This is a genomic window from Aquibaculum sediminis (genome assembly GCF_040712085.1).
In the GTDB taxonomy this organism is placed as follows: Bacteria; Pseudomonadota; Alphaproteobacteria; order Kiloniellales; family DSM-21159; genus Aquibaculum; species Aquibaculum sediminis.
The window spans coordinates 63122-86761 of the sequence record NZ_JBFCVK010000011.1 but is presented as its reverse complement, the minus strand read 5'-3'; the positions used below and the strand labels follow the sequence as shown (position 1 = coordinate 86761).

Annotated in this window: 19 protein-coding genes; 6 read left to right on the top strand and 13 right to left on the bottom strand. The window is 65.4% G+C overall.

All coding sequences use genetic code 11. From position 1 onward, the window contains the following. Positions 1-4: 4 nt before the first annotated feature. Together ABZ720_RS16055 and gph are read left to right on the top strand one after the other, a co-directional pair. The gene (locus ABZ720_RS16055; protein ID WP_366556538.1) at positions 5-1051 is read left to right on the top strand and encodes an ABC transporter ATP-binding protein; all 1047 of its coding nucleotides are present in this window, start codon (positions 5-7) and stop codon (positions 1049-1051) included. A gap of 9 nt (positions 1052-1060) precedes the next feature. Beyond that, the gene (gene gph / locus ABZ720_RS16050) at positions 1061-1741 is read left to right on the top strand and encodes a phosphoglycolate phosphatase (RefSeq protein WP_366556537.1); all 681 of its coding nucleotides are present in this window, start codon (positions 1061-1063) and stop codon (positions 1739-1741) included. A gap of 20 nt (positions 1742-1761) precedes the next feature. Here gph and ABZ720_RS16045 read toward each other — a convergent pair whose 3' ends face one another. The 4 genes from ABZ720_RS16045 to ABZ720_RS16030 all read right to left on the bottom strand — a co-directional run bounded on the left by ABZ720_RS16045 (position 1762) and on the right by ABZ720_RS16030 (position 7992). Further along, complete coding sequence (locus tag ABZ720_RS16045) at positions 1762-2145, bottom strand: hypothetical protein (RefSeq protein ID WP_366556536.1); 384 nt, start codon at positions 2143-2145, stop codon at positions 1762-1764. Positions 2146-2217: 72 nt separating this feature from the next. Further along, positions 2218-2685, bottom strand: coding sequence for a YMGG-like glycine zipper-containing protein (locus ABZ720_RS16040; RefSeq protein ID WP_366556535.1), 468 nt, complete (start codon positions 2683-2685; stop codon positions 2218-2220). A gap of 12 nt (positions 2686-2697) precedes the next feature. Next, positions 2698-7095 carry a peptidoglycan-binding protein gene (locus ABZ720_RS16035; RefSeq protein WP_366556534.1) on the bottom strand — a complete coding sequence of 1466 codons (4398 nt, stop codon included), beginning with the start codon at positions 7093-7095 and terminating at the stop codon, positions 2698-2700. Between the two features lie 138 nt (positions 7096-7233). Then, on the bottom strand, positions 7234-7992 hold the full coding sequence (locus ABZ720_RS16030; RefSeq protein WP_366556533.1) for a helix-turn-helix domain-containing protein: 759 nt from the start codon (positions 7990-7992) through the stop codon (positions 7234-7236). 233 nt (positions 7993-8225) lie between these two features. On the opposite strand from ABZ720_RS16030, the gene ABZ720_RS16025 reads away from it, so the two are divergent. The 3 genes from ABZ720_RS16025 to ABZ720_RS16015 all read left to right on the top strand — a co-directional run bounded on the left by ABZ720_RS16025 (position 8226) and on the right by ABZ720_RS16015 (position 12699). Then, on the top strand, positions 8226-10082 hold the full coding sequence (locus ABZ720_RS16025; protein WP_366556532.1) for a PAS domain-containing sensor histidine kinase: 1857 nt from the start codon (positions 8226-8228) through the stop codon (positions 10080-10082). Beyond that, positions 10075-10686, top strand: a complete 612-nt coding sequence (fixJ, locus tag ABZ720_RS16020) for a response regulator FixJ (protein WP_366556531.1) — start codon at positions 10075-10077, stop codon at positions 10684-10686. The genes ABZ720_RS16025 and fixJ overlap by 8 nt, the downstream gene beginning before the upstream one ends. Before the next feature lie 114 nt (positions 10687-10800). Then, positions 10801-12699, top strand: a complete 1899-nt coding sequence (locus ABZ720_RS16015; RefSeq protein WP_366556530.1) for a propionyl-CoA synthetase — start codon at positions 10801-10803, stop codon at positions 12697-12699. Here ABZ720_RS16015 and ABZ720_RS16010 read toward each other — a convergent pair. Genes ABZ720_RS16010 through ABZ720_RS16000 form a run of 3 tightly spaced genes read right to left on the bottom strand, consistent with a single transcriptional unit; the run spans position 12681 to position 14814 of the window. Continuing rightward, on the bottom strand, positions 12681-13487 hold the full coding sequence (locus ABZ720_RS16010; RefSeq protein ID WP_366556529.1) for a phosphate/phosphite/phosphonate ABC transporter substrate-binding protein: 807 nt from the start codon (positions 13485-13487) through the stop codon (positions 12681-12683). The two genes, ABZ720_RS16015 and ABZ720_RS16010, sit on opposite strands and share 19 nt — an antisense overlap. Before the next feature lie 11 nt (positions 13488-13498). Continuing rightward, the gene (locus ABZ720_RS16005; RefSeq protein ID WP_366556528.1) at positions 13499-13939 is read right to left on the bottom strand and encodes a GFA family protein; all 441 of its coding nucleotides are present in this window, start codon (positions 13937-13939) and stop codon (positions 13499-13501) included. Continuing rightward, positions 13936-14814, bottom strand: coding sequence for a helix-turn-helix domain-containing protein (locus ABZ720_RS16000; protein WP_366556527.1), 879 nt, complete (start codon positions 14812-14814; stop codon positions 13936-13938). The genes ABZ720_RS16005 and ABZ720_RS16000 overlap by 4 nt, the downstream gene beginning before the upstream one ends. A gap of 200 nt (positions 14815-15014) precedes the next feature. Between ABZ720_RS16000 and ABZ720_RS15995 the strand changes: the two genes are divergently transcribed. Beyond that, positions 15015-16043 (top strand): fatty acid desaturase, encoded by a 1029-nt coding sequence (locus tag ABZ720_RS15995; protein WP_366556526.1) that lies wholly within the window; start codon positions 15015-15017, stop codon positions 16041-16043. A 16-nt stretch (positions 16044-16059) separates the two neighbouring features. Here ABZ720_RS15995 and ABZ720_RS15990 read toward each other — a convergent pair whose 3' ends face one another. From ABZ720_RS15990 to ABZ720_RS15965, 6 genes are all read right to left on the bottom strand, one after another. Continuing rightward, a complete protein-coding gene (locus ABZ720_RS15990) occupies positions 16060-17598 on the bottom strand; it encodes a trimethylamine methyltransferase family protein (protein ID WP_366556525.1) in 1539 nt (512 codons plus the stop codon). Positions 17599-17876: 278 nt separating this feature from the next. Next, a complete protein-coding gene (locus ABZ720_RS15985) occupies positions 17877-18344 on the bottom strand; it encodes an Hsp20 family protein (RefSeq protein WP_366556524.1) in 468 nt (155 codons plus the stop codon). Between the two features lie 134 nt (positions 18345-18478). After that, positions 18479-19873 carry a sensor histidine kinase gene (locus tag ABZ720_RS15980; RefSeq protein WP_366556523.1) on the bottom strand — a complete coding sequence of 465 codons (1395 nt, stop codon included), beginning with the start codon at positions 19871-19873 and terminating at the stop codon, positions 18479-18481. Then, positions 19860-20537: a winged helix-turn-helix domain-containing protein gene (locus tag ABZ720_RS15975; RefSeq protein WP_366556522.1), complete on the bottom strand. Its 678-nt coding sequence runs from the start codon at positions 20535-20537 to the stop codon at positions 19860-19862. The genes ABZ720_RS15980 and ABZ720_RS15975 overlap by 14 nt, the downstream gene beginning before the upstream one ends. A gap of 248 nt (positions 20538-20785) precedes the next feature. Next, complete coding sequence (locus ABZ720_RS15970; protein ID WP_366556521.1) at positions 20786-22564, bottom strand: NAD(P)-binding domain-containing protein; 1779 nt, start codon at positions 22562-22564, stop codon at positions 20786-20788. A gap of 51 nt (positions 22565-22615) precedes the next feature. After that, complete coding sequence (locus ABZ720_RS15965) at positions 22616-23563, bottom strand: MurR/RpiR family transcriptional regulator (RefSeq protein WP_366556520.1); 948 nt, start codon at positions 23561-23563, stop codon at positions 22616-22618. Positions 23564-23640: the final 77 nt, after the last annotated feature.

Below are 23640 nucleotides of genomic sequence, written 5' to 3'. Positions count from 1 at the left end.
CAGCATGATCCGCGAGACCGCCAGGATCCGTATCGAGAATCTTCATCTCTCCTTCGGAACCACCAAAGTCCTGGCCGGTATCGACATGGAGATCAAGCCGGGTGAGTTTTTCGCCTTCCTCGGTCCCTCCGGCTCGGGCAAGTCGACCCTGCTGCGCGCCATCGCCGGCTTCGGGCCGCGGCCGAAGGGACGCATCCTGATCGGCGTTCACGACGTGGTCGACCTGCCGCCCTGGAAACGCAACGTCGGCATGGTGTTCCAGTCCTACGCGCTCTGGCCGCACATGTCGGTGCGCGCCAATGTCGCCTTCGGCCTGGAAGAGCGCCGCCTGCCCCGCCGCGAGGTCGGCCCCAAGGTGGAGGCAGCGCTGGAACTGGTGGGCCTCTTGGACCTGGCCGAGCGCATGCCCTCGCAGCTTTCCGGCGGGCAGCAGCAGCGGGTGGCGCTGGCACGCACCATTGCCATCGAGCCGCAGGTGCTCCTGCTGGACGAGCCACTCTCCAACCTCGATGCCTCACTACGCGTGCAGATGCGCCGTGAACTGCTGGCCCTGCAGCGCAAACTGCAGCTCACCACCATCTTCGTGACCCACGACCAGGAAGAGGCCAACACGACCTCCGACCGCATGGCGGTGCTCGACGGCGGCGTCATCCAGCAGATCGGCACGCCCCAGCATCTCTACGACCACCCCACCAACGGCTTCGTCGCCGGCTTCCTCGGCACGGCGAACATCATCGAAGGCCGGGTGCAGGACGGAAACTTCGTGACCAAGAGCGGCCATCGCCTCCCCGTCCCCGCGCCGCCCGAGGGCGCCGACCGCATCGTCCTGCGCCCGCAGAACATCACTCTGACCGAGGAGCGTGGCGAAGGCATCTTGCCGGGCCGCATCCGGCACCGCGAGTTTCTCGGCAGCCAGATCCGCTACCTGATTGAAACGGCCGACGGCACGATCATCGTCGATACCCAGCACGGCCCCGACACTGACGACCATCCGGCCGGAAGCGAAGTGGCCCTGCGGATCGATAGCCGCAACGCGCCGCTGCTCACCTGAGTGCCTGCCATGACCAGCATCATCTTCGACCTCGACGGCACCCTGATCGACAGTGCGCCCGACATTCACGCCGGCGTTGCCAAGCTGCTTCAGGAGGAGGGTCTGGCCCCGCTCGATCTGGCCACCGTGCAGAGCTTTATCGGCAATGGCGTGCCGGTGTTGATCGAACGGGTCATGCAGCACTGCTTCGGGTCGGTGGATCCGGCCAGGCGGGACAGCTTCATCGAGCGCTTCATGGCCCACTACAACGCCGCGCCGACCGCGCTCACCCGGCTCTACCCCGGGGTGAAGGGCGCGCTCATCCGGTTGCAGGATGACGGGCACGCGATCGGGCTGTGCACCAACAAGCCCGCCGCCATCTCCAAGGCCATTCTTGCCGGCCTGGACGTGGCGCAGCATTTCCGGGCCATCATCGGCGGCGACAGCGTCGGCGCAAAGAAGCCCGATCCGGCACCGCTGCACGCGGCTGTCGAGGCGCTGGGCGGCGGGGCGGCTATTTACGTTGGCGACAGCGAGATCGATGCCACCGCCGCAGCGGCAGCCGGCCTGCCCTTCCTCCTCTTCACCGAGGGCTACCGCAAGCGCCCGGCGGCCGAGATCGCGCATCTGGCGAGCTTTGCCGACTTTCAGGGCCTGCCGGCCCTGATCGACGCTGTTGCAGGTGAGCTTCGCGCGGTGGCGCCACAATAACGCAAGGCGCCCCGCTGCCCTCAGCCGACCTCCAGGCCGAAACGCTCGACCACCTGATCCTGGATCAGGCCGGCGTGGAGCATCAACAAGACCAGGCGCGCATCCAGACTGTCCCCCTGGGACAATGCGGTCTCGATCCGGGCTTCAACCGCCTCGAGGGCTGCCATGTCCTGGTCGGCAACGAAGCCCTGGGCGCCCAATTGGCAGTAGACCAGCAGGGCGGCGGCATGCTCATGCACCGATTCCGCCGGGCTGCGCTCACCGGTTGCTTCCTGCAGCAGTTTGAGCGTCGTGAGCTTCGCCGCATCGGGCATCAGACGCGGATGCAGCCCCTGCGCCCGCAGCGCCCTGTCCAGGCGCTGCAGGTCCTTCGAACGCCCGAAGAGTCCAAATAATCCAAGCATGCAGCCAGCATAGCAGAGGCCGGCGCTGCCGTCTCACCCAGCATGGCGCAAAGCCGACCCGCGTGGCGGGAGCTAAACCGCCTGGGTATAGAACTCACCGTCGCGTTCACAGACTTTATAGCGGGTGGTCTCCGACCGACCGTCTTCGAGGCGGATGGTCTGCTCCTGGACCTGGCAGCTGTCACCACTGTCCGCCACCTGCGACTGGGCGACCGGGCGGACGGTTCCCTTGGTGCCGGTTTCCGGGTTCTCCCAGGACTGGGACTCGCCGGAACGGTAGCTGTGTATGGTGGATTCCTCGGCCAGTTGCTTGTCGCGCTCATCCAGATAGGCGCCGATCTGCTGCCCGATCAGAACGCCCACGCCCGCGCCGACCCCCGTGGCGATCAGCCGCGTGGAGCCGCTGCCGATCTGGGACCCGATCAGTCCGCCGAGCAAGCCGCCGGCACCTGCGCCCACGGTCTGATTGGTGCTGCTGGGGCAACCAGCAAGGGCCACGCCTGCAGCGAGCAGCGTGGCGGCCGCGAAGGTTTTCATCATCACCCATCCTCCTCAGAACTTCAGGTCGATTTCGGCAGTGCTCTCGCTAGCGGAGCCTTGCATCATGCTGGAACGGTTGGCTTCGACCGTCTCCTCCAGGGCAAGGGGATCGGCAAGCCCGGTCAGGAGGCGCAGCGCTCGCCCATCCGGCCCGGCAACGATGAGGGCGAAGAGGGTCTCGGGGCAGCGGGCGCCGCTTAAGCCCGGCCCAATGAAGCCGCTCACCCTGAAGGGGAAAGCCCCGTTCTGCGAAATGGTGCGGGCTGCGCCGCCGGGATGGGCAGCGTGTGCCCGTGGCAGTTCGAGAGCCTCTTCCGTCCCCTGCCAGGGATGATGGTCCACTCGCCATTCCTGCCGCGCCAGCATCGAGAGACTGTTTTGGCAGCGGCGATCGGCCTTCTCGCGATCAGCATGCCAAGCGAGGAGCACGGCTGTTGTCGCGTCGGAGCGAATGTCCGCCCTCCCGTAATGTTTGGTCAGAAGTTCTTCTACGTTCGATAGCGGCGGACCGCTCGTCCCGAAATCAACCCATCGTGTGAGAGCCGTCACGCGCTCGGCAGCCGTTGGAGGTTCGCTATAGACCATCACCGCCTCCCGGCCATCGCCGGAGCGGACCATTAACGCTTCGTTGAAGGGGTCCCAGAGATTGCCCTCTTGTGCGGCGCTGCGTTCCGCACGCTCGGTGCGAAAAACCACTGCTTCGCTCAGTGCCTCGCTCAGCAGCGCGATCGCTTCTTCCAGAGGACTGCCGAGCGCTATGCCGAGAATGGAGAGCGGAGCCACCCGGTCTTCAACCTGCGTCGAAACAGCTTCGGCGTCGTGTTGATCCGCTGACCGCTCCGCCGACATGGCCGGCGCGTTCGGAGGTTCCTGCTTTCCGGGAATACCTCGGTAGAGCACACGTGCCGGATCGCGCACCGCCAAGGTTGCGCCCCGATCCAGCACTTCGAACTCCAGGACGCCAAGCTCAAGCCGTCTTGATGTCGCTTCCTCCACCACCACGCGTGCGCGCAGTGCGTATCTTGGATGGGACGCATTGGTAAGCTGCCATTGCCGAGCTTCCTCGGGCTCCATCGGGACGTCGAACTGCGCACGATCGGCAGGCGCCAGAGTGACGGTGCTTCCATAGCTGCGCTCATGGTCATCCAGGCTGAGAGAACGCACAGGGAAGCGCTCCGTGCCGAAGTCGTACTCGCCGAAAGTCACCTCGCCGATCACCCAGAAGCCTTCGCCTCCCGGGTCGAAGTTTCTTGCTTGCGCAACGACGTCCTCCGCGCGCTGGCGTCTCGTGAAGGCATCGAAGCGATTGCCAAAAGACTTGGAGAGCGCTTCGACGGCATCACCGTTGGTCATGCGTGCATGCAGAACAGCCATGTAGCCTTCCGGGGGAAACGCGATTGTTTCCGGCTTGGCATCCGGCCGTTCCTGGAACTCGGTGCGCGCCAATTCCTCGCCCGTCTCGCGTGCAAGCAGTCGCGCGGATTCCGGCTTGGCATCCAGAAGCAGGACCGAACGTCGGTTCAGTTGAACGAGGCGAGGGTTGGCGAAGGTCAGGTGCATCTGTGGCCGCACCACGAGGTTCGGGTTGATCTCCGTGCGATCAAACTGGATTGCATAGGAGTCCGCGGCCGCGGGCAAAACCAGAACCAGATGGTCCACCGGCAGGGGATGGTTCTGCCGGTTCGGGATCCGTTCCGAGTACAGATACTCTTGGGGAACGCCGATTTCCGCGGCGAGGTTGCGTTCATCGTTGCTTCTGTTGCCGTCCAGCAGCGCTAGGCGTCCCTCCGCCTGCTGCGCGGATGTCAGTTTCATCGGACCTGTTTCCAGACGTAGGGTTGCCGGCAGCGCCGCTGCCCGATTGCGCGTCCACTGCTCAAAGTGAGCCAGCAACTCATCGCTTATCCGATTTCCGGGATCGCCAAGGCCACGTGCCGCAATGCTGCCCCCGAAGAAGTCGGGCCAGTCTGCCAGGTCGTCTCCCGCTTCCATCCGCACCCTGGCGCCCGCCCACTGCCGCCATTCGTCAGGGGATGGCTCGACCAGCCCGGACTTCAACATCGTCAACATCAGGGTGGCGCTGTCGGTCAGGCTCGGAACCGCGAGCGGTTCTGCCGCCACCGAGGCAGGATCGTGCGCTTGGAAGTCCAGCCTGCGCAGAGGTGCCATTCGATCGCTATCGGTAGCCGAGAACAGGACGAGGCCTTCGGTCTTGATCTCCGCATTGAAGATTCGGCTATGGACACTCTGCTCCCGGGTTGGGGACACTGCAGAGATTGACATCTCGATGCCGAGGCGGGCCGTCGGCCGCCCGGAGACCACCCTGTTTCCGGACTGCCTCCGCTGTACCAGATGCTGGTCGCGGAAGGAGACCGCCTCATCCATGCTAACGGCAATGCCCACAGGCGTGCCATCCAAGGGGACAACCGTCCTAAAGCCGCTTTGGCGAAAGACATCGGGTTGGCTGCAGGAGCGCTCCAAAGGTTGGGAGAACGGAAAGAGCGATCGCTCGAAATCATACTCTGCCAAGCCTACATTGCAGTACAGCAGCAGGCGCAGCGGCAACTCGGGCGTCACCTCGAAAAGTTGCGCTGAAAAGTCCGCTCGGAAAGTTTGGAGGAGCCGTCGGCGCGCAAATTCGTCGAGATTGTATTGAACCTGCAATCCGACCCGGCTGCTTCTTCCGAAGATTGTCTCGTAATCGACACCCGCTGCTTCAGCCAGACGGCGCTTCTGCTCGCTGTTGAGTCGCTCCATGTAGGCGTAAGCGCCTTCATCGGTGTCCAGGATGCCAGGAGCCTCTGCCAGGGCCAGCATCGCGAGGTGATGCTCCAATCGCGCCCTGTCCTCACCCGCCCAGCGGCGCTCGTTCTTGACGATCAGTCGGCGCGGGTCGAGCGTCGGCCTGCCGGCCACAGCCTGCTCCGGTGCTGCGTCGAACGCGACCCGCAGCAGTTCGACCTGCAGCCCTTCGTCTTCGTAGAAAATGAGGGTTTCGGGTGAGAGCGTAAGGTCAAACGCGTTTTCCCGCCGCTCCTGCGGTGCAATGCCAACGACCGACGCCTCAACCGCTGTAAAGATACGATTTCCGCGACCGAGCCGAACGCGCAGCGCCTCGGCTTCCTCCGGCGTCTTGTCGATATGGGTGGGGGCATCGGTGAGGAAGAGTTCAGCGCGCACTCGCTGTGACTTGGTGTTCACATTGGCGCAGCTGTGCTCCAGAGAAAACCGCTGCTGCTCGAAGTCATAGTCTCCAAGTTGACCACCGCAGATGATCGCCACTGGCAGCGGCAGATCCGGCGCTTCGGCAACCAGCCTAGCCTGACCCTCGCTTCTATAGCCCTGCAACAGTCTCTGAAACTCGAACTCGTTGAACCCGAGTTGCCGCGCATCTCTGGCCATAAGGCGCCAGCCGCGATGCTCCAAGTTCTTATGCTGGAGTTCGGTCATCGCGGACAGGGCGTCCACGATGATGCGCCGCCGCAGCTCACGCGGCAGGAGATCGAGATAAGCTAGGGCCGTGTTGTCGTCAGCCGTGATCTCCGGTGCAGCACGCAGGGCCAGACGGTCCAGCAATCCGCCGGGCTCACTCTGCTTTACCTGCTCGGGCGCCCGGTGCCCGGCCGACAGCGCTACTCTTCCGTTGACCAGCACGAGATTGTGAGCGGCCGCAAACTCGCGGAGCTCGCCTGTCGCAGCTGCTGCAGTCGCTACAGGCGCCTCCGTCGGCGCTGTCGACGCGGACGGCGCCGGGGACGCCACGGGGCCCGCCTCAGCGACGGGCGAGATCGCAGCCGGCGGTCGTGTCGCCAGTTCGGCTAGCTCCGCTTCCGGCGCTTCGGAGGCTGCGCCGCGCTCGCGTCGCAGGGCGAGCAGCACGTCGGCTGACGGCGAATCGCTACCAGTCAGTCCGCGCGAAGCGCGCCAGGCGCGGATAGCCGCCCGGGTGCGCGGTCCTGCCATGCCGTCAGGTGAACCGGCGTCGAAGCCGAGGCTGTTGAGGGCGCTCTGGATCTCGAGGGTGCGCTGACGCTCGTCCAGCGGCACCAGATCGCCCTGAGCGGGGGTGGACAACACCCGCAGTTCTCCGGACGAGGCCCCAGCGGCCGCGCGCCAAACCGGCATGCCGCCGACCGTGCCGACCAGTTCGATTTCCCGCGCCTGCGGACACTCCAGCGGCAGCAAACTGCCCAGGATCGCCACGGCGCGGCGCACCTGGAAGGCATCGCCGGCAAAGCTTTCCCGGACAGGCGTACGCAGTTCGACGTAAATCCGCTCCGCACACCACTCGCCGTCGGCTACATGTGCTTCGATCGCCCCGTCCTGGAGCAGGCGGCGCGCCTCCACCGACCCGGGCAGCAGCGCAGCCAGAATGACGGGAAGTGCCAACATCGTCAGCAGACGCCGCATCGCCTCTCTCCGAACCTGCCTCAAGCAGGATCAGGGTCGGGCCAGCGGCGCGCAGGCACAAGCTATGCGAAAGGGGTATTACTCTGTAGCAACCGAGGGAACGAACGCGATCTTGCTCCCTTCGGTCGGACCGAACGGTCAATCGCCCTCGGCGATCTCGGTCAGGGCTTCAGGGTCCAGCAGTTCGATCCAGCCATTGCGCTCGGTCGAGATCAGGTGCTCGCGGCGCAGGCGGGAGAAGACGCGGCTCACGGTCTCCAGAGTCAGGCCCAGATGATCCGCAATGGCCTCACGGCGCATGGGCAGCCAGAGATAGGTGGTGGAATCGCCGTTGCGGGCCGCCCGCTCGGAGAGCTCCAGCAGGAAGGAGGCGACCCGTTCCACGGCGGTCTTGCGCCCCAACAGCAACTGGCGCCCCTGCACCGCAGAAAGTTCATCACTGAGGTGGGACAGGAGTCCCTGGCCGAAGCCCGGCAGGCGATCGTTGAAGTCGGACAGGGTTCGCCGGGAGAAGCGGCGCAGGACAGCGTGCGTGGCTGCCTCGGCGGAACAGCTATGCCGTGCTCCGAAGGTCAGGCCGACGAGTTCGCCCGGATAGTGAAAGGCGGTGATGATGCGTCGGCCATCCGGCATCATCTTGTATTCCTGCACCACGCCGGCCGCGACGATATAGATGTTTGCGGCATCCTCGCCCTCCTCGAAGACAAGAGTGCCCGCCCGTCGCTCGACCGGTGCGCCGTGCGACTGCAACCGACGACGATCCTCCAGACCCAATCCACCATAGAGCGCACAGCCCGCTTCGGCATCGGTGCGCTGGGACACGCTTACCTGGGGCAGTGATGCGGCGGGAAGAGGGTCAATCTCACTGGCACTGACGCTGGCAAGCTGTATAGCCATGGTGCTGGTCCTCTTCCCGTTGGGCGTCTGGCTGCATGAGCATCGTCAGGGATAACCAGGGAGCAGACCATGCCGATAGTTGGGAATGCCCACTAAGGGTTTTCCCTTAGATGAGTTCGCCACCCTGCCCAGCAGGCGCCCCCGCGAGGCCCGTGAACAGCCTGCGGAGCATTGTCGCTTCCGGGCAAGCCGCCTATCGTGGCATAGCAAGCCCCAAACGAGGGAACGCCTGCATGGGCCTGTCATATGAGCGCACACACGGCTGGCAGTCCAAACCCGCCGTGGTTGCCGGACTGGCAGGCTTGGCGCTGCTGGTCACTTTCGTTTTCGACCTTTTGTCGGAGATGGGTGTGGCTGTCGGCGTGCTCTATGTGCTGCCGGTGATGCTGGCGAGCCTCTTGCCCTGGCGGCAGGCCACCTTTGCCTTCGCTGCCACCGCCTCCGTGCTGACTATGGTCGGCTACTTCGTCATGGCGGCAGCGCCGGAATCCACGTCGGCAACCTTTCTCGGCCTCAGCAATCGCCTGCTGACGCTGGTTGCCATCTGGTCAACGGCCACACTCGGCCTGCTCTGGACGCGCAAGGACGAGCGACTGCGCGAAGAGCGGGCGCGCCTGGAGGCCGTGATCGGCACCTCGGCCGATGCCGTCATCACCATCGATCAGAAAGGCATCGTCCAGTCCTTCAGCCGCGTGGGCGAGAAGCTGTTCGGCTACCGCGCCAGCGAAGTGATCGGCCACAACGTCAGCATGCTGATGCCCTCGCCAGACCGCGAGAAGCACGATGACTATCTCGAACGCTACCTGCGCACCGGAGAGAAGCGCATCATCGGTTTGGGACGCCAGGTGGACGCCCGGCGGAAGGATGGCAGCGTTTTCCCAGTCCACCTCATGGTGGGCGAGGTGACCCAGGCCGGGCAACGGCTCTTCACCGGCTTCATTCATGACATGAGCGAACGCGTGGCCGCCGAACGGGCCGTGGCGAGCGAACGCAACTTCATCGCCGCGATGCTGGACACCACCCAGGCCCTGGTTGTCGTCCTCGACCAACAGGGCCGCGTGGTGCGCAGCAATGCCGCCTGCCAGCGCCTGTCCGGCTACAGCGCCGGCGAGCTTGTGGGCCGCAGCATTCTCGAATTGATCCCCGACGCGAACACCAGTTTGCACGGCCTGTTGCAGAGCGGCCCCTTCGACGCACAGGTGCCCAACCGTTGGGAGGGCAGCCTGCTCCGCAAGGGCGGCGAAGTCCGGCTTGTCTCCTGGTCCACCGCCGCCATTCAGGACGACATGGGCGTTTCTCACTATCTCGTGACCACCGGCATCGATATAACGGAGAACCGCCGCAGCGAAGCCCGGGCGCAGGAGTTGCAGCACCACCTCTACCGCATTGGCCGCATCAGCGAACTGGGCGAAATGGCCTCCGCCATTGCACACGAACTCAACCAGCCCATGACCGCCGTGGCCAACTACGTGAATGCCAGCCGGCGCATGCTGGACGGCGTGGAGGACGAGAAGGCCGAGCGGATCATTGGCCTGATGAACCGGGCCGTGGAACAGACCGACCGCGCCGGGCAGATCGTGCGGCGCCTGCGCCAACTCATCGGACGGGGGCAGAGCGAGCTGCAACCGACCGATCTCAACGCCGTGGTGCGCGAAGCCTCCGGCCTCGCCCTGATCGGTGCGCGCGAGGAGGAGATCGAGGTCAGCTTCGACCTGCAAGAAGACCTCCCGCCGGTCCTGGCCGACGCAACCCAGTTGCAGCAGATTGTCCTCAATCTGGTGCGCAATGCCGTCGAAGCCCTACAGGCGGTGGACCATCGCCGTCTCCTGGTCTCGACCGGCACCTCAGCGGATACGGTGGAGCTCAGCGTGAGCGACAACGGGCCCGGGCTTGATCCCGAGGTGGCCGAACAGCTCTTCATGCCCTTTGTTTCGACCAAGGCGAACGGTATGGGGATTGGCCTGTCGATCTGCCGCTCCATACTGGACGCACACCAGGGGCAGATTCGGGCGGAACCGGTCGAGGGAGGCGGCACACGCTTCCGCGTCTCCCTTCCGGTAATGGACAAGCGGGCTGCGGCGTATGACTGACCATCCCATCTACATTGTCGATGACGACCCGGCGGTGCGGGATTCGCTTGCCGTGCTGCTCGAGGTCGAGGGCTACACCACCATCGGCTTTGAATCGGCCGAGCTTTTTCTCGACGCCTGGAGCCCCGCCCTGCGCGGCGGCCTGCTGCTCGACGTGCGCATGCCGGGCATGGACGGGCTGGAACTGCTCGACCGCCTGCGTCAGCAGGGGTCGGAGCTCCCAGTCGTGGTGATGACCGGCCACGGCGATGTGCCCATCGCGGTACGTGCCATGAAGGCAGGTGCGCTTGATTTCATTGAGAAACCGCTGACGGAGTCACTCCTGCTGCAGGCCGTACGGACCATGATGGCCCATGAGGAGGAGCGCCAGGGACGCGCCCAAGAGCGGGCGCAGGTCGCGGAGAGACTGGACAGCCTCACGCCGCGCGAACGCGATGTGCTGGAGCAGCTTGTTCTCGGGCAGCCCAACAAGGTGATCGCCTTCGAACTGGGCATCTCGGCACGTACCGTGGAGGTGCACCGCAGCCGGGTTATGGACAAGATGGGCGCGAAAAGCCTGTCCCACCTGGTGCGCCTGGCGCTGCAGGCCGGCATCGAGGTGTGAGCAGGCAGCAGCATTCTCGCTCAGGCACCGATCCAGTCATGCCGATTTACCCGGCTGGGCTTTTGCGCGACACTCGCACACAAGAGCAAAACAACCCTGGGAGGACCCTTGGCCATGGGTGAGTTCGACGACGTGCATGCCCGTTCCCTGCGCGACCCGGAGGGCTTCTGGGGCGAGGCCGCGGAGGCGCTGGAATGGGAGAAGCGCTGGGACCGGGTGCTCGATGACAGCGACGCACCGCACTATCGCTGGTTCACTGGCGGCCGCATCAACACCTGCCACAATGCCCTGGACCGTCATGTGTCAGCCGGCCGCGGTGAGCAGTGCGCCCTGATCTACGACTCCCCGGTCACCAACACCGTGGCGCACTTCACCTATCGCGAACTGCGTGACCGCGTGGCGGAGCTGGCAGGTGCGCTCAAGGCGCGCGGCGTGGGTACGGGCGATCGCGTAATCATCTACATGCCGATGATCCCGGAAACGGCCATGGCAATGCTGGCCTGCGCCAGGCTGGGGGCGGTTCACTCGGTCGTCTTCGGCGGTTTCGCCGCGCATGAGTTGGCCAAGCGCATCGACGACTGCGCGCCCAAGCTGGTGCTCTCCGCCTCCTGCGGCATCGAAGGGGAGCGGGTCGTGGCCTACAAGCCGCTGCTCGACCGGGCGATCGAGGAAGCACGGCACAAGCCGGAGAGCTGCCTGATCTTCCGCCGCCCGCAGCAGGACTGTAGCCTGCAGCCAGGGCGCGACGAGGACTGGATGGAGGCGGTCAGCGGCGCCACCCCTGCCGACTGCGTGGCCATCGAGGCCACCGACCCTCTCTATATCCTCTACACCTCAGGCACCACGGGCCAGCCCAAGGGGATCGTGCGCGACGCCGGCGGCCATGCCGTCGCCCTGCCCTGGTCCATGAAGAACATCTACAACATCGAGCCGGGAGAGGTTTACTGGTCTGCGTCCGATGTCGGCTGGGTGGTCGGCCACAGCTACATCGTCTACGCCCCGCTCCTGCACGGCGCCACAACCGTTCTCTATGAAGGCAAGCCCGTGGGCACGCCGGATGCCGGCGCCTTCTGGCGGGTCATTGCCCAGCACGGCGTGGTCACCCTCTTCACAGCGCCCACGGCGTTCCGCGCCATCCGCCAGCAGGACCCGCGGGGCGAACTCATCGGCAAGCACGATCTCTCGCGCTTCCGCGCCCTCTTCCTGGCCGGCGAGCGCTGCGACCCCGACACCCTGCTCTGGGCCCAGGACAAGCTGCAGGTGCCAGTGATCGACCACTGGTGGCAGACGGAAACCGGCTGGCCCATCGCTGCCAACTGCATGGGCATCGAAGCGCTGCCGGTAAAGCCGGGCTCCCCCACCCGCGCGGTGCCCGGATGGGACCTGCGCGTGCTCGACCCCGAGGGCAAGGAGGTCGCGGCCGACACCATCGGTGCCATCGTCGGCAAGCTGCCGCTGCCGCCGGGCACCTTCCCGACGCTCTGGAACGCGCGCGAGCGCTTTGAACAGACCTATCTCTCGACCTATCCCGGCTTCTACCAGACCGGCGATGCGGGCTACCTCGACGAGGACGGCTATGTCTTCGTCATGGCCCGCACCGATGACATCATCAACGTCGCCGGCCATCGCCTCTCTACCGGTGCGATCGAGGAAGCGCTTGCGACCCATCCCGACGTCGCCGAATGCGCGGTGATCGGTGTGCACGACAGCCTCAAGGGGCAGCTGCCCGTAGGCTTCCTGGTACTCAATGCCGGCTGTGATCGTCCGGAAGAGGAGATCGTCACCGAAGCCATCAAACTGGTGCGCGAGCAGATCGGCCCCGTGGCGGCCTTCAAGTCGGCCACCGTGGTCCAGCGGCTGCCCAAGACGCGATCAGGTAAAATCCTGCGAGCCACCATGCGCAAGATCGCCGACGCCGAAACCTATACGCCGCCGGCCACCATCGACGACCCGGCAATTCTGGGTGAGATCGAAGTGGCGCTGCAGACGCTGGGCTATCCCCAGAAGTCCTGAGGCGCCGCCTGGGCCATGGCCGGAATGACGTCGTAGGCCGCCAAGGGCAGGACATCCATTCCCGCCAACCCCAGGTCGCCCCGGAGCGGCGCAAGAGCCGGGTCAGCAAAGGCGGTCGCCAGGCCCCGACGCAAAGCTGCGCATTCTGCGGCATCGGCCGTGGCGCGGGTGATGAGCGGCAGGCCCGGTGCCGGTGCCGACCAGGCCAGCTGGCACAGCCCTTCGGTCTCGGCGGGCGCGCAGCGTTTCAGCAGCGCAAGCGTGACGCAATCCACCGCAGCCACATCCGCTTCCCCCGCCCGCAGCGCGGCGAGGGAGGCGCGGTGACTGCCGGTGACCCGCACGTCGCGAAAGAACGGACCGGTTCCCGCATGGGGCAGGAGACTGTGGCGCAGGGCATTCATGCCCGACTGAGAGTGCCAGTCGTTGAGCGCGGCCCGGTGCCCTTTCAGGTCGGCCAGTCCCGTGATCCTCGCATCCGCACACACCAGGATGGCGCTGCGATACCAGGCACCTTCGCAGCCCGGCGCGTCGTAACAGGGTGTCGCCACATAGCGCACGCGGCCCGCCAGGGCATTGGTCAGGGGATAGCCGCAGGTCTGGGTGACCGCCAGATCCTGCGCCAGCCACAGTTCCTCCGGCGCATCCGGCCGGCAGGGTCGCTCAGGCAGCCCCCTCAGCCCCGCGGCTTCCAGGTGGCGCACCAGCCCGAGCCACCAGGCATCGGTCTGCGCGACCAGTTCCGGCAGATCGTACATGGGCAACCCGCCGCTGCGGCGTTCAGGCATCGGCAAGCGGCTCACGTGCTGGCGACACACAGCCCGGGCAGGCTTTCGTCGGGCGCCCCTGCGTGATGTGGCAAGGTATCGGTGATCTCATAGTAGTCGCCCTTGGCGGCGACGAAGATATGCGCTTCCGCCCTCAAGTCCGTAGGTTCCTCCAGGGTGCCGGCCGCGAGGGAAATGTAGTTCGCGCCCGCCGGCTCCCAGAAAAGGCTCGCGCCGCATTCGCCACAGAAGCCGCGGCGTGCGTGCCTGGTGGCAGCATACCAGCGCAATCCCCGACTCTCCACCAGGCGAAAAGCGGCGCGCGGCGTGGCACTGTAGGCGGCAAAGTGTCCATGGATCCGGCGGCACTGGCGGCAGTGGCAGTAGACCACCGGGCGCAAGGGCCCTTCCGTTTCATAACGAACGGCACCGCAGTGGCAGCCGCCGCGATGACAATGCGCTTCAAGCGTCATCGCTTCGCCTCCTTGCGCTTGCTGCTCTTGTCCAGATCCTGCAGCAGATCGCCGAGGAATCCCTTCACTTCCGTGGGCTGCACCACGGCGGCACGGATCAGGTCATCGAAGTGGCGCGTCAGCACACGGATCTGCTCGGTCGCGTTGAAGACGAAGAACATGTCCCCGATGTAGAGCGTCGCCCGCTTCGGCCCGAAGACATTCATCGGTGCGGCATAGCGCCGGCGCCCATCGTAGAGGAACCAGCGGAAGGTCGGGTAGAGCTCGTCCACCAGTCCGATCATCTGCACCAGCTGTTCGCGCCGCTCTTCCACCGGCAACTCGCGCCAGATCATCTCGCCGCGGGCGAAGGCCTCCAGGGTCTGCAGGGCGCAGCAGGCCTCCATCTCGGTTTCCGGGCGGCGGCTGTAGGCGAGCCGCGCCTCGGCATGCTCACGCTGGCGGTCGTGCACCAGGCCGCTTTCCTCCCCCACCTCATAGCGAATGACCGCTTGGGTCTTCAGCAGGTCGGGCAGCGTGGTCGGCACATAGCGGATCTTGTAGCCGGCGGCCTCCGCGTGCCAGCGCTGCAGCCGCGCATCCAGCGGGCTCCCGGCGCCGGCCTCGATCTCCATCGCGGCCTGGACCAGTTCGGCGCCGGGCCGCGCGTCCTGGGTCACTCCCAGCAGCCAGTCACAGCTGACCTGGGACTGCCGGGCGATGGCCACCACGGTGTCCGCTCTCGGCAGACGCTGGTTCTCGGGCGAGAGCAGTTGGGTCAGCGTCGACCGGTCGAGGCCGATGCGCTGCGCGAAGGCGGCCCGGTTCAGCCCCGATTGCTCCAGAACTTCGAGCAGTCGCAGGCGAAACTGCTCGACCGTTTCTTCTCTTTCCATCAGCTCCGCCCTTGAAGGCTCGTCCTCACACCGGACCAGATGACTCCGAACACCAACCCATACCGCAGCACAGAACATCCCCTGCTCCAAGCCGGCGAACAGCAGCGCGCTCTTGCACGCCACCACCTTATGCGGTATATAATCAACATACGCTGTACTTATTCAACAAACCGGCAATTTGTCTCCTTGCGTAGCCAATCATGAACATCGCGGCACATTCCTTGCCATCAGTCAGGCGGCAGTCTGACAGCCCCTCCAGCACGCACCGCCCCTTCGGCTGGCCGACGCTGCTGGTTGCGCTGGTGATCTACGGCGGCTTTGGGCTTGTGACCTGGTTTCATGACTCGCTTCCCCGGTGGACCTTGGCGCTGCTGGGCGGATACCTGGTTGCCTGGCAGAGCTCGCTGCAGCATGAGGTCGTGCACGGCCATCCCAGCCGACATGACACGTTCAACCGGCTGCTGGTGCTGCCCAACCTTGGCCTCTGGCTGCCCTTCGATATCTATCGCAGCAGCCATATCCGCCACCACCATGATGAGCACCTAACCGACCCGCTAGACGATCCGGAATCCTGGTATCTGACGCCAGAGCGCTGGGCCAGTGCCGGCAAGGCGCGGCAGGCGCTGCTCTGGATCAACAACTGCCTGCTGGGCCGTCTGGTTCTCGGGCCGCCACTGGTGATTGGGCGTTTCCTGTGGGGCGAGCTCCTTGACCTGGTCGGCGGTTCGCTGCGGTGGCGCGGCTGGCTGTTCAATCTGCTTGGCAGCGGGCTGGTTCTGGGCTGGGTCGTTGGTGTCTGCGGCTTGTCGCCACTCGGCTACCTGCTGCTCTTCGTCTATCCCGGCACAGCGCTCATGCTGCTGCGTTCCTTTGCCGAGCACCAGGCAAGTCCCACGGTGTCCGAACGCAGCGTGGTCGTGGAGGCCTCCGCGCCCATGGCGCTGCTCTATCTGAACAACAACCTACACGTTCTGCACCACGCCCAGCCCAACGAACCCTGGTTCCGCCTGCCCGCGCTTTGGCGCCAGGAGAAGGCGCGGCTGCTGGCAGCCAATGGTGGCTATCGCTTCTCCGGCTATGCCGAGATTGCGGCCCGCTACTTGCTCTGGCCGAAAGAGCGGGTCGTGCACCCCGGACAATTTGACTTGGCACCGCTGCCGAGTTCGAGCGAGACCGTCGGTGCGGCCTCTGCCCTGCCGCGGCCACCGTTGCAGTCACACCCCCGATAGCGCATCCGCGCCGCCATCACAGCGGCGGGGCACCGCCCTCGCGCTTGCGACGCTGCACGAAGGCCTCCAGTTCCTCTGCGATCGCAGGATCCAGCGGCGGCGGCTCGAAGTCAGCCAGAAGCTGCTTGTAGAGGCGGTGCGCTCGCTGGGTGGCATCCTGCGCCCCGGCCTCACGCCAGGTCTCGAAGTTGCGCCAGTCGCTCACCATGGGCGCATAGAAGGCCTGCTCATAGCGAGCCAGGGTGTGCGCCGTTCCAAAGAAGTGGCCACCCGGCCCGACATCGCGCACAGCATCGAGCCCCAACTCCTCTTCATTGACCGCAAGCGGCTGCAGGAATTCGGCCATGTGCTGCAGCATCTCGGCATCGAGCACCACCTTCTCGAAGGAGGCCACCAGTCCCCCTTCCAGCCAGCCGGCGGCGTGCATCACCATGTTGCTGTGCGCGAGCGTCACCGGCCAGAGCGACATCATCGACTCGTAAGCTGCCTGGCCGTCGACGCAGTTCGAGGCATTCACGTTCGAACTGCGGTACGGCAGGCCATAGCGCCGTGCAAGCTGACCGCCCACCAGCACGGCTTTGCCATATTCCGGGGTGCCGAAGGCCGGTGCGCCGGACTTCATATCCACGTTCGAGGTGAAACCGCCGTAGACCATGGGCGCGCCTGGATTGGCCGCCTGGGCAAAGGCAATGCACCCCAATGCCTCGGCATTCTGCAGCGCCAGCGCGCCGGCGAGGCTGGCCGGTGCCATGGCGCCCGACAGCGTGAAGGGGGTGAGCACCACGGGCTGGCCGAGACGCCCCATCTCGAGCATGCCCTCGATCATCGGCCCGTCGAGTCGCAAGGGCGAGGAGGAGTTGACCACAGTGAAAAGGCTGGGTTCGCGCGCAAGCTGCGTCTCATCGACGCCGCGCAGAATCCGGGTCATCTCCAGCGCATCGAGAATGCGGGTGCGCCCTAGGGAATAGGCGTGGAAGACCTTATCGGAAAGCGTGCCAAGGGCCTGCAGGGCGTCGAGGTGCCGGGTTTCCGGCGGCAGATCCTGCGGCTCCACCGGGTAGCCGCCGAACAGGTGCACGATGTTGAGTGCCTGCATCAGGCGCACCAGATCGCAGAAGTCTTGATAGTTGCCCGGCCGGCGCCCGCCCACCAGGTCGCTCACATTGGGTGCACTGGCCACGGAGCAAAACACCATGGCCGAACCGCCTATCTGGAGATTGTGTGCCGGGTTGCGCGCGTGCAGACGAAAGCGCGCGGGCGCCTTGGCGACCAGTTCCTCCACCAGTGCCGGATCGAAACGCACCCGCTGGCTGCCGGCCTCGCAGTCGGCCCCGGCCTCCTTGAGGATGGTGAGTGCCTCCGGGTGCAGAAAGTCCAAGCCGACCTCGGCCAGAATCTCCAGCGACGCGGTGTGGATGGCCTCCAGCGCTTCCTGGTCCAGCAGATCCATCGGCGCCAGACGATTCTCCAGCGCGCGCCAGGGAAGCTGATTGATCCCGCCAACAGTTCTGCGTACGCGCGCTCCCTCGCGCCGTCTGCCTCTTGCCTGCGTCATGCACGCCCTCCCCTTGATGCCGGTCTCTGCTGGCCGGTCTGTCTTCTTCACAATCGCTCTATCAGTAATTTCGCAGCCTGCCCACAGGCTGCTTGCCTGCCTGCGACGCCTCGCGGTTTTTGTTTCAAGGATCGCTGCAGTGACCAAACGCCCTGCGCTTGCAACGAACCGCACAAAAGAAAAGGCCGGGCATCACTGGGATGCCCGGCCGGCAAGGCTTGGGGAGGGTTGCTCGGGGTGGGCCGACGCGCTGCGCCGGCCCAGAACGATAGGGAAGATTAGGCCGCCTTGTTCTCCAGCACCTGCGTGCGTCCGGCAGGCCCGGCCGATTCGATGGAGATGGTGCGCGGCTTCATGGCCTCGGGCACCTCGCGCACGAGATCAACGTGCAGCAGGCCGTTCTCCAGCTTCGCGCCGGTCACCTTAATGTGATCGGCCAGGCGGAAGCTGCGCTGAAAGGCCCGCTCGGCGATGCCTCGGTGCAGATAGTTGCACTCTTTGGCCTGGTCGCGCTCCTTCTTGCCCTCCACCGTCAGGGCATTGTCCTGCACGGTGATGGAGAGATCCTCTTCGGAAAAGCCGGCCACAGCCATGGTGATGCGATAGTCATCCTCACCATGCTTCTCGATGTTATAGGGCGGATAGCTTGGCGCCTCGTCGAAGCGAGCCGGATTGTCGAGCATATCCATCATCCGCTCGAAGCCGACGGTGGCACGCAGAAGGGGGGAAAGATCAAAAGTACGCATGAGTCCATATCCTCCTTGAGCGATACAGAAATGTGCGGGCGCATCTATGGGATCGCGCCCCGTCCCCTGTCGTGCGGACCCGGAACCGGCCTCCGCCGGGGACGTCAATGAGGTGGTTTTTGCGAACCGGCCTGTCAAGAGGCTGCCCGGGCCTGTGAGGGCGCCAATGGAAAGGTCCAGCACACCCGCAAACCGGGCTCCGCTGCCTCGAGGCGCAGGTCGGATCCATGCAGCCGCGCCACCGCCGCCACCAGGCTGAGACCCAGCCCACTGCCCGGGAGCGAGCGCGCCGCATCCAGGCGCACGAAGCGCTCCAAAACGCGCTGGCGCGCCTCCTCGGGAATGCCGGGGCCATGGTCCCGCACGGTCAGTTCCGCCCGCCCGTCCGTGCACGCCAATGCCAACTCGATCCGGCCGCCATCGCCGGCATACTTCACGGCGTTGTCGATCAGGTTGGCCAGCGCTTGCGCCAGGAGCTGGCGGTGACCCATCACATGCACCGGCTCCAGCGTGCCCACCTCCAAGGTCAGCCCTGCCTCCTCGACCACCGGGCTGTAGAGCTCGGCCACATCCGTGACCATCTCGTCCAGCGCCAGGGACTCGAGACGGGTGCGCGAAGCTCCGGACTCCGCCTCGGCGATGGCGAGAAGCGCGTTGAAGGTGGACTGGATGATGTCGATCTCGGCCAGCGCCTGCTCCAGAGCCTGACGATAGGCCTCGGGATCGTCCGGCCCCAGAAGGGTGAGCTCGATCCGTCCCTTGAGTCGGGTCAGCGGGCTGCGCAGATCATGCGCGAGGCTGTCGGTGACCAGCCGCATCCCGTTCATCAGCGCCTCGATGCGCTCCAGCATGCGGTTCAGGCTCTCGGCCAATCGGTCGAGTTCGTCGCCGCTGCGATCCAGCGGCACCCGCTGCGTGAGGTCGCCATCCATGATCCGACGGCTGGTCTCGGTCACTGCATCCACCCTCCGGAGGAGGCGCCGGCTGACGAGAAAGCCGCCCGCCAGACCGATGACCAAGGTGAGGCCCAGCGTGATCGCCAGGTTGCGAAGCAGCGTCGTCTGAAAGTGCCGCCGCGCCTCCATGTCCCGCCCGACCAGAAGACGCGAGCCGTTGGGCAGATGGAAGGCCCGGGCACCGACGAGCACCGGCCCGCCCTCCTGGTCGCGGCGGTAGAGCTGAAGTTGCACCCAGGAGCCGTCCGGCACGGCCTCTTCCGGCCAGTTGCGCAGATTGCCGGCCAGCGGCTGCAGCCCCGCATCGGCCAGCAGGTAGACGCTTTCCGGGTCGGCGCCGGCGGCGCTGCGCTGTTCGATCGCAAGCTGCAAGCCCGACATGCCCTCGCTGCGGTAGCGGTCGGAAAGTGCGCGCAGCTCGGCGGCCACCGTGTCCGCCACCTGGCGCTCGATCAGCGCCGCGGTGGACCAGTAGAGACCGCCGAAGAGCAGCAGCGCCGCAAGCCCGAAGAGCAGCGCATAGAGCAGCGCAAAGCGGAAGGTACCGCTGCTGGAGAGTCTATGCGTCTGCACGAAGTGCATATCCGGCGCCGCGGACCGTGTGAAGCAGAGGCCGCTCGAAGCCCTTGTCGATCTTCTGCCGCAGGCGGCTGATGTGGACGTCGATCACGTTGGTTTGCGGGTCGAAGTGGTAGTCCCAGACCGCCTCCAGCAGCATGGTGCGGGTCACGGTCTGCCCGGCATGGCGCATGAGGTACTCCAGGAGCCGGAACTCACGCGGCTGAAGGTCGATGCCCTGCCCGGCGCGCGTCACCCGCCGCGCCAGGAGATCCATTTCCAGATCGCCCACCGTTAGGCGCGTCTCCACCGCCGGGGCGTTGCTGCGGCGCACCAGCACTTCGAGCCGAGCCATCAACTCGGAGAAGGCAAAGGGCTTGGTGAGGTAGTCGTCGCCGCCTGCGCGCAGTCCGGCCACACGGTCGTCGACCTGGGCCAGGGCGCTGAGGATCAGCACCGGGGTTTCCGCCTTGGCCGCGCGCAGCGCCTGCAGGACGCCGAGGCCATCGAGCTTCGGCAGCATCCGATCGAGAACGATGGCATCGTAGGCGCCCTCGGAGGCCAGGAAGAGGCCTTCATGCCCGTCGCCGGCCCGGTCCACCACATGCCCGGCCTCACTCAGGCCCTTGACCATGTAGTCTGCCGTCTTCTCGTCATCCTCCACCACCAGCACACGCATTGCATCACCTCCAAGACCAGCATAGCACAGCCACCCGCCCAGTCGGCCCCATGCTCTCGACAGAAAAAAAGGAGGCCAGCCCGGGGGTAAGACTGGCCTCCTCCAAGGAGTTTGGAGAGCTAGCGATGAGGCATCTCGCTTGGGGGAAAACCACGCCGCTGATCCCCGTTTCTAAGGCAACGGCGATTACCGGCCCGTGGCGGCCAGATTACAAAATGTTCATGTCGGCGGCAGGCGCGCGCTCGAGCCTAAAGAGGTGCGCCATAGACCGGACCCGCCAGCCCCTCTTGGCGTGCCTTGATCTGCAGCGCGAGAAACTTGGAGAAGAAGCGGCTGAGCGCCAGATTGCCGCCGTGGAACCAGAGGTTCTCCTGCGCAACCGGTTTGTACATGTTGCGCAGTTCGCCATGCCAGGGGCCGGGGTCGTTGCGCGTGCCGGAGCCGAGGCCCCAGCAGGGGCCGATGCGGTCCGCAGTTTCCCGGTCCACGATCTGTGCGACCACTTCGTGCATCGAATGAAAGCCGGTCGACTGGATGACCACGTCGGCCTCGATCTTGCTGCCGTCGCTGAAGGCAACAGCGGTTGGCGTCAGGCGCTCGATCTTGACGCCCGCCTTGATCCGGATGTGCCCATCGATGATGAGCTGTGAGGCCCCGACGTCGATGTAGTAGCCGGAGCCGGTTCGATAGGCCTTCATCATCAGACCCGTCTCGTCGGGGCCGAAATCCAGCAGGAAACCGGCCTCTTCAAGCTGACGGTAGAAATCCGCGTCATACTCCCGGATGCGATCGTACAAGGCCTTCTGCGAGGGCGGCAGCAGGGCGAAGGGCGTTGCCGCAGCGATCAGGTCAGCGATATCGACATCGATGCCCTGCGCGACGGCCTCCTCGGAATAGATGTCGAAGGCGAACTTCATCAGCGTTTCCGAGCGCACCACCGTGGTCGGCGAACGCTGGACCATGGTCACCTCGGCGCCGGCTTCCCAGAGGTCGACCGAGACATCGTGGCCGGAGCTGGCCGCCCCAATGACGACGACCTTCTTGCCCGCATAGCCGGAACCGTCGCTGTACTGGCTTGAATGCAGGACCTCGCCCTGGAACTCTTCCTGTCCTGGCAGTTGCAGCCGTTTCGGCGGACCGTAGGCGCCGGTTGCGAAGACCAGCTGCGTCGGCCGAAGCGTGACCGGGCGACCATCGCGCAACAACTCTACGGTCCAGCGCTGCTCGGTCTCGTCGAAGCGCGCGGAGACGCACTCCGTTCCGCCCCAGTACACCAGTTCCATCACCTTGGCGTACATCTCCAGCCAATCGCCCATCTTGTCCTTCGGGGTGAAGACAGGCCAATGGTCCGGAAAGGGGATGTAGGGAAGATGGTCGTACCAGACAGGATCGTGCAGCACGAGCGAGCGGTAGCGATTGCGCCAAGAATCGCCGGGCCGCGGGTTCTTCTCGACGATCACCGTCGGCACGTTGAGCTGGCGCAGCCGGGCCCCCAGCATGATGCCACCCTGCCCGCCCCCGATGATCAGGCAGTAGGGATCCTGGCCCGTTTCAAAGCCGGAAAGTTCAGCGGCGCGCGCTTCGGCCCAGGTGGTGCGGTTGCGGTCCGCGCCGTGCCGAACGCCCAGCGGGCGGGTCGAGCCCGTGGCCTCCTCATGACCGTCGAGCGATTGAAGCGTGGTCAGGATGCTGCGGCACAGGCCGTCGTGTAGTGTTGCAATGCCCAGCCCCTTGCCGACAGCCGTGGTGAAGGTGAACCAGAGCCGGGTGTCCGTTGGAGAAACCGTCTCCGCATCGGTGATCTGCCAGGCCGAGGGGGTGGTGTGCGCCAGGCTGTGTCGCAGCATATCGGCAAGAGCTGCTTTGCCCTCTACTGTCTTTACGTTCCAGGTGAAGGCCACGAAATCGCGCCAATAGCAGTCGTCGTGGAACAGTGCGAGTGTGGCGTCGACATCCCCCCGCGCAAGGGCATCGCCCACACCATTGAGCCAGCGCGCGGCCTCGCTGCCATCCACCCTGTCATGCATTGCTTCCCCTCCGAGCTTTTTGAACTGGGCAGTTTGTGGGGGACCACCGGGTCAGTCGCCCAGCGGCTCCAGCACCTTGCCCTGGCGGTGATTGAGAACGGTGTACTTGATCCGGCGCAGCGTCTCGCGCGCATGCGGATCGAGCCGGTAGCCTACGGCCGTCGAAACCAGATCGATGATGGCAAGGAAGGCATAGCGCGACGCGGTCGGCTTCAAGGGATCGGGATACTCCGGAATATCCACCGTCAGGGCGACATCGGCCGTCGAGGCGAGATCCGTGTTGGGCGCGGTGATCGCCAAGGCACCTGCGCGATAGTGCTTGGCGAGCGCCACCGCCTCCACGACCTCCCGGGTGCGACCGGTGCCGGAGATCGCAATGACCAGGTCGTTCCGCTTGAGCGTGGACGCGGTCATCTTCATCACATAGGGATCGGAATGGGCCGCAACGGTGACGCCGTAGCGGAAGAGGCGGTTTTCCGTTTCCAGGGCAAGAAAGCTCGAACTGCCGCCAAGGCCGAACACCAGGACCTTGCCAGCCCTGGCGATCATGTCGGCCGCCTCGAGCACGGCACGAGGGTCAATGCTGTGCTCCACGGCGCTCAACGCATTGCGCACTTCCTGGAACACCACGTTCCACAAGGGAGAGCCGTCTTCTCCGGGTTCGCCCGGCGCCACCGGTGTCAGGTAGAGGCGCCCCACCACGACGCTTTGCGCCAGCTTCAATTTGAAATCGCGCACCCCGTCACAACCGATCGCGCGGCAGAAACGGGTGACCGTCGGCTCGCTGACATCGGCGCGCCGTGCAATCTCGGCATTTGATGCGCCGACACTGAAGGTGACATCCGCCAGCACCGCATCGGCAACCCGTCGTTCGGCAGGTCGCAACTCGGCGTAGGAGTCCTTGATCAGGGAGAGAATATCCGGGATCGGTTTCCCATAGGCCTCCCCTTGACCGTTCTCCGGCAATGGCCCGTTGAGCTGCTCCTCGGTGGTACTCAAAGTGGCTCCCTTCTCAGCCGCTCAAACCCGCTTGACCGCTGTGAACACACGGCGCCACAGGTGCGCCGATTTATGCA

Coding starts and splice junctions, on each gene's coding strand:
- ABZ720_RS16025 (WP_366556532.1), top strand. CDS start 8,226: ATGGGCCTGTCATATGAGCGCACACACGGCTGGCAGTCCAAACCCGCC.
- ABZ720_RS16030 (WP_366556533.1), bottom strand. CDS start 7,992: ATGGCTATACAGCTTGCCAGCGTCAGTGCCAGTGAGATTGACCCTCTT.
- fixJ (WP_366556531.1), top strand. CDS start 10,075: ATGACTGACCATCCCATCTACATTGTCGATGACGACCCGGCGGTGCGG.
- ABZ720_RS16035 (WP_366556534.1), bottom strand. CDS start 7,095: ATGCGGCGTCTGCTGACGATGTTGGCACTTCCCGTCATTCTGGCTGCG.
- ABZ720_RS16040 (WP_366556535.1), bottom strand. CDS start 2,685: ATGATGAAAACCTTCGCGGCCGCCACGCTGCTCGCTGCAGGCGTGGCC.
- ABZ720_RS15975 (WP_366556522.1), bottom strand. CDS start 20,537: ATGCGTGTGCTGGTGGTGGAGGATGACGAGAAGACGGCAGACTACATG.
- ABZ720_RS16045 (WP_366556536.1), bottom strand. CDS start 2,145: ATGCTTGGATTATTTGGACTCTTCGGGCGTTCGAAGGACCTGCAGCGC.
- ABZ720_RS15985 (WP_366556524.1), bottom strand. CDS start 18,344: ATGCGTACTTTTGATCTTTCCCCCCTTCTGCGTGCCACCGTCGGCTTC.
- ABZ720_RS15990 (WP_366556525.1), bottom strand. CDS start 17,598: ATGACGCAGGCAAGAGGCAGACGGCGCGAGGGAGCGCGCGTACGCAGA.
- ABZ720_RS16015 (WP_366556530.1), top strand. CDS start 10,801: ATGGGTGAGTTCGACGACGTGCATGCCCGTTCCCTGCGCGACCCGGAG.
- ABZ720_RS15995 (WP_366556526.1), top strand. CDS start 15,015: ATGAACATCGCGGCACATTCCTTGCCATCAGTCAGGCGGCAGTCTGAC.
- ABZ720_RS15970 (WP_366556521.1), bottom strand. CDS start 22,564: ATGCATGACAGGGTGGATGGCAGCGAGGCCGCGCGCTGGCTCAATGGT.
- ABZ720_RS16005 (WP_366556528.1), bottom strand. CDS start 13,939: ATGACGCTTGAAGCGCATTGTCATCGCGGCGGCTGCCACTGCGGTGCC.
- ABZ720_RS16000 (WP_366556527.1), bottom strand. CDS start 14,814: ATGGAAAGAGAAGAAACGGTCGAGCAGTTTCGCCTGCGACTGCTCGAA.
- gph (WP_366556537.1), top strand. CDS start 1,061: ATGACCAGCATCATCTTCGACCTCGACGGCACCCTGATCGACAGTGCG.
- ABZ720_RS16055 (WP_366556538.1), top strand. CDS start 5: ATGATCCGCGAGACCGCCAGGATCCGTATCGAGAATCTTCATCTCTCC.
- ABZ720_RS16010 (WP_366556529.1), bottom strand. CDS start 13,487: ATGCCTGAACGCCGCAGCGGCGGGTTGCCCATGTACGATCTGCCGGAA.